This is a genomic window from uncultured Demequina sp. (genome assembly GCF_913055775.1).
GTDB lineage: Bacteria > Actinomycetota > Actinomycetes > Actinomycetales > Demequinaceae > Demequina.
Genome location: NZ_CAJXJX010000186.1, coordinates 1 through 3,538, shown reverse-complemented (window position 1 = coordinate 3,538; position 3,538 = coordinate 1). Strand labels below are relative to the sequence as shown.

Below are 3,538 nucleotides of genomic sequence, written 5' to 3'. Positions count from 1 at the left end.
ACTGCTGTTCTGAACAGGGAATGACTGTAGCCCATGGAAGGCCCGGATGCCAAAACGAGCACGCGCCAGCGTGCCGTGCCGTGGGCTCGCGCCCACTAGCGTGGTGCACATGACCTCGGAGGATGCGGACTCCGGCCGCGGCAGCGCGGAGTTCCGTGGCGTCCGCGCGACGGGCGCGGTGGAGCACATCGACGCCCGTCGAGACGGCCACAGGCTCGCCGAGAGCGGCTTCTGGGTCGTGGTCGGCGACTTCGACGGGCGCGTCGACGCGTGGCGCATGGAGGACGTCGAACGCACCCCGGGGGCTCCCGCGAGGACGGGGCGGACGTGGCGTGGCCCTGCCGCCGATGGCTGGGTCAGCAGCCTCTCGCGCGACCAGTACGTCGCGGGGGTCGAGCGCATTCGGCACGACATCCGCGAGGGCGAGGTCTACCAGGTCAATCTGTGCCGGATGCTCGAGGCGCCTCTGAACGCGGAGGCGCCGGGCCCGGACGCCGTCGCTCTCAGCGAGAAGCTCGCCGCCGGCAACCCTGCCCGCTACGCGAGCCGCATCGTCATTCCCGCGGGAGTCCCGCGCGCATCGGCCCCAGGGACGTGGATCGTCTCAGCATCGCCCGAGCTGTACCTCGCGGTGGACGGAGCCACCGTGCGCTCGTCGCCCATCAAGGGGACCGCGGCGCCTGGCGAGGCGATGCTCGACAAGGACGTCGCAGAGAACGTCATGATCACGGACCTCGTGCGCAACGACCTGTCCCACGTCGCGGTGCCGGGATCGGTGCGCGTGCCCGAGCTCCTGGGCGAGCGCGCGCACCCCGGACTCACGCATCTCGAGACGACGGTCGAGGTCACGCTCGCTGACGACGCATGCTGGACGCCCACCATGTGGCGTGAGCTCTTCGACGGCACGTTCCCTCCCGGCTCGGTCTCGGGAGCGCCCAAGTCCTCGGCCCTCGCCATCATCGCCCGCGAGGAGTCGGTGGCGCGCGGACCCTACTGCGGAGCGATCGGCTGGGTGGACGCCGATGCGCGCCGCGCGGAGCTCGCGGTGGGCATCCGGACCTTCGTGTGGCGGGACGGCCGGCTGCGATTCGGCACCGGCGCGGGCATTACGTGGGGGTCTGACCCATATGGGGAGTGGGCCGAGACAGAACTCAAGGCGAGTCGGTTGATTGCCCTGGCATCCGCTGAAAGGATGCAGCCATGAATCCGATCGTCTGGGTGGGGGGATCGCTGAGGGAGCCGGGTCAACCGGTGATCGCGGCGACAGACCACGGCTTCACTGTGGGAGACGGCGTCTTCGAGACCCTGGCCGTCCGCGACGGCGTGCCCTTCGCCCTGTCGCGTCACCTCGCGCGCCTGGCGTACTCGGCCGACCGCATCGGTCTTCCTGCCCCGGATGGCGGAGCCATCCGGGAGGGGATCGCCGCCGTGCTCGACGCCGGCACCGGATCTGTCTCGAGACTGCGCGTCACGGTCACGTCCGGCGACGGGCCGATGGGCTCCGCGCGAGGCGACGGGCCTCCGACGGTGGTCGTGACCGGCGTGGACGCGCTGCGGCCACGGCAGTGCCGCGCGGTGCGCGCGCCGTGGAAGCGCAACGAGCGCTCCGCGATCGCCGGAGTGAAGTCGACCTCGTACGCGGAGAACGCCGTGATCGTCGAGTACGCCCGCTCGAAGGGCGCCGACGAGGCGATCCTGGCGAACACCTACGGCAACCTGTGCGAGGGGACCGCGAGCAACGTGTTCGTGGAGGTCGGGGGAGAGATCGTCACGCCGCCGCTGGCCTCCGGCTGCCTCGCGGGGATCACCCGCGGGCTCGCTCTCGAATGGGCGGTGCGCGCGGCGCTGCCTGTGCGCGTCGCGGCACCGGGCGAGCTCACGATGGCCGTGCTGGACCAGGCGATCGCGGGTGAGGCGCACCTCGCCGTCACCTCCTCGACCCGTGGCGTGCAGCACGTGTCGAGCCTCGACGGCACCGACCTGGCGCCCGGGCAGCTCCTTCGAGAGCTGAGCGCGGTGTACGAGCTCAGGGCCGAGCGGGAGACTGATCCGCCGGTCCCCAGCCGGCGTTGACCTCGCGAGGTGTTCGGCGGTAGCCCCGCGAGGCGCTACTATGGAACCCGCTCAGGGCGATTGGCGCAGGGGTAGCGCGCTTCCTTCACACGGAAGAGGTCACTGGTTCGATCCCAGTATCGCCCACTCATGAACGGGTCTCGCGCGCTGCGCGGGGCCCGTTTCTGCGTTCCCTGAGCGCCGCGCGGAAGCGCCGCTCGAAGACGTGCATGCGCGTCGGCCCGCAGCACGCGAGCTCGGCGGCCCCGGAATGAGAGCGCGCCGGATCCTGTTGACATGGGAGTCCACCAACCGCGATCCGAACTTCAGGAAGGAACCGCCATGGACATGAAGGACAAGGCGAAGGATGCGCTGCCGAGCGACGACACCGTCGAGAAGGCATCCGAGAAGGTTCAGGACGCCACGCCGATCGAGGCCGACAAGCATGTCGCCAAGGCCGAGCAGTGGGCGAAGGACCACAACGAGGACTGACGTCCGCGACTGTGCGGATGGGCGCCGCCCGGCGAGCCGGGCGGCGCCTTTCGTGCGTCTGCGTGGTGTGATGTCCTCATGGGAGGCGATCGCGCCGCAGCGATGATGCTGACGGGGCCCGAGGCCGAGGGCATCCTGTCGGCAGCCCTCGCGACCTCCCACACGGATCTGGACACGTGGAGTCTCGACGCCGTCAACGCACGTCCTGGCGCCGAGACTTCCGCGGGCTTCGACGTGACCGCCGGCGGCGAGCGCATGTACCTGGTTGCGAGCACGGTCGCCCTCACAGACGATCAGCGCGCCGAGTGCAAGGCCGTGCGCCTGTCGTCCGACGTGGGCGAGGTGCACGTCTGGCGGCACCCCGCCGATCCGTACCTGCCCGGGCTGGGGGCGGCATCCGTGCCGGAGCAGCTCTCGCCGCGACTGTCGGCGGCTCTCGGCACGGACATCGCCGTCGACTCGCTCGACATGCTCGTCCTGCGGCCGATGCGCCGGGCCGTGCTGCGCGCGCAGACCACCGCTGGAGACCATCGCCGCACCTGGTACGTCAAGGTGGTCCGCCCCGACCGTGCCGAGGCCATGCTGCGCCGGCATCGCATGTGCGAACTCGCCCCGCTCGCGCTGGACGCGGGCGACGGCATCGTGGTGGTGGAGGAGGCGACGGGCGTGCCGATGACCCGGGCGCTGCACCGCCCGGACGGCTCCGATGCCGCCCACATCGATCCGCAGATCATCCTCGACGCGATGGATGCACTGCCTCACGACGCCTTGGCGCTGACCTCGCGCCCGGCGGTCGCAGACCGCGTCGCGGAGTACGCCGCGATGGCGACCGACGAGGGTCTCGACGCCGCGCGCGTCACCGCCCTGCAGTCCCGCATCACGGCCGCGCTCGACGCAGTGGCGCCCACGCTTCCCGTCCCCGCGCACGGCGACCTGCACCCGGCGAACGTCTACCTCGACAGCGCGACCGATCCCACGAGAGTCGTCGCGCTGA

Annotated in this window: 4 protein-coding genes and 1 tRNA gene; all 5 read left to right on the top strand. The window is 71.1% G+C overall.

The window, feature by feature from the left end:
• Window positions 1-109: 109 nt before the first annotated feature.
• The gene (locus QZ483_RS13195) at window positions 110-1,204 is read left to right on the top strand and encodes a chorismate-binding protein (RefSeq protein ID WP_297084773.1); all 1,095 of its coding nucleotides are present in this window, start codon (window positions 110-112) and stop codon (window positions 1,202-1,204) included.
• On the top strand, window positions 1,201-2,073 hold the full coding sequence (locus QZ483_RS13190; protein ID WP_297084771.1) for an aminotransferase class IV: 873 nt from the start codon (window positions 1,201-1,203) through the stop codon (window positions 2,071-2,073). Before QZ483_RS13195 ends, QZ483_RS13190 begins: the two co-directional genes overlap by 4 nt.
• A gap of 54 nt (window positions 2,074-2,127) precedes the next feature.
• Window positions 2,128-2,199: transfer RNA gene (locus QZ483_RS13185), tRNA-Val, on the top strand.
• Between the two features lie 195 nt (window positions 2,200-2,394).
• Entirely contained in the window at window positions 2,395-2,544 is a 150-nt protein-coding gene (locus QZ483_RS13180; RefSeq protein ID WP_297084769.1) for a hypothetical protein, read from the top strand.
• Between the two features lie 78 nt (window positions 2,545-2,622).
• Window positions 2,623-3,538: phosphotransferase (locus QZ483_RS13175; protein ID WP_297084767.1), on the top strand; the 916-nt coding region annotated here is incomplete at its 3' end.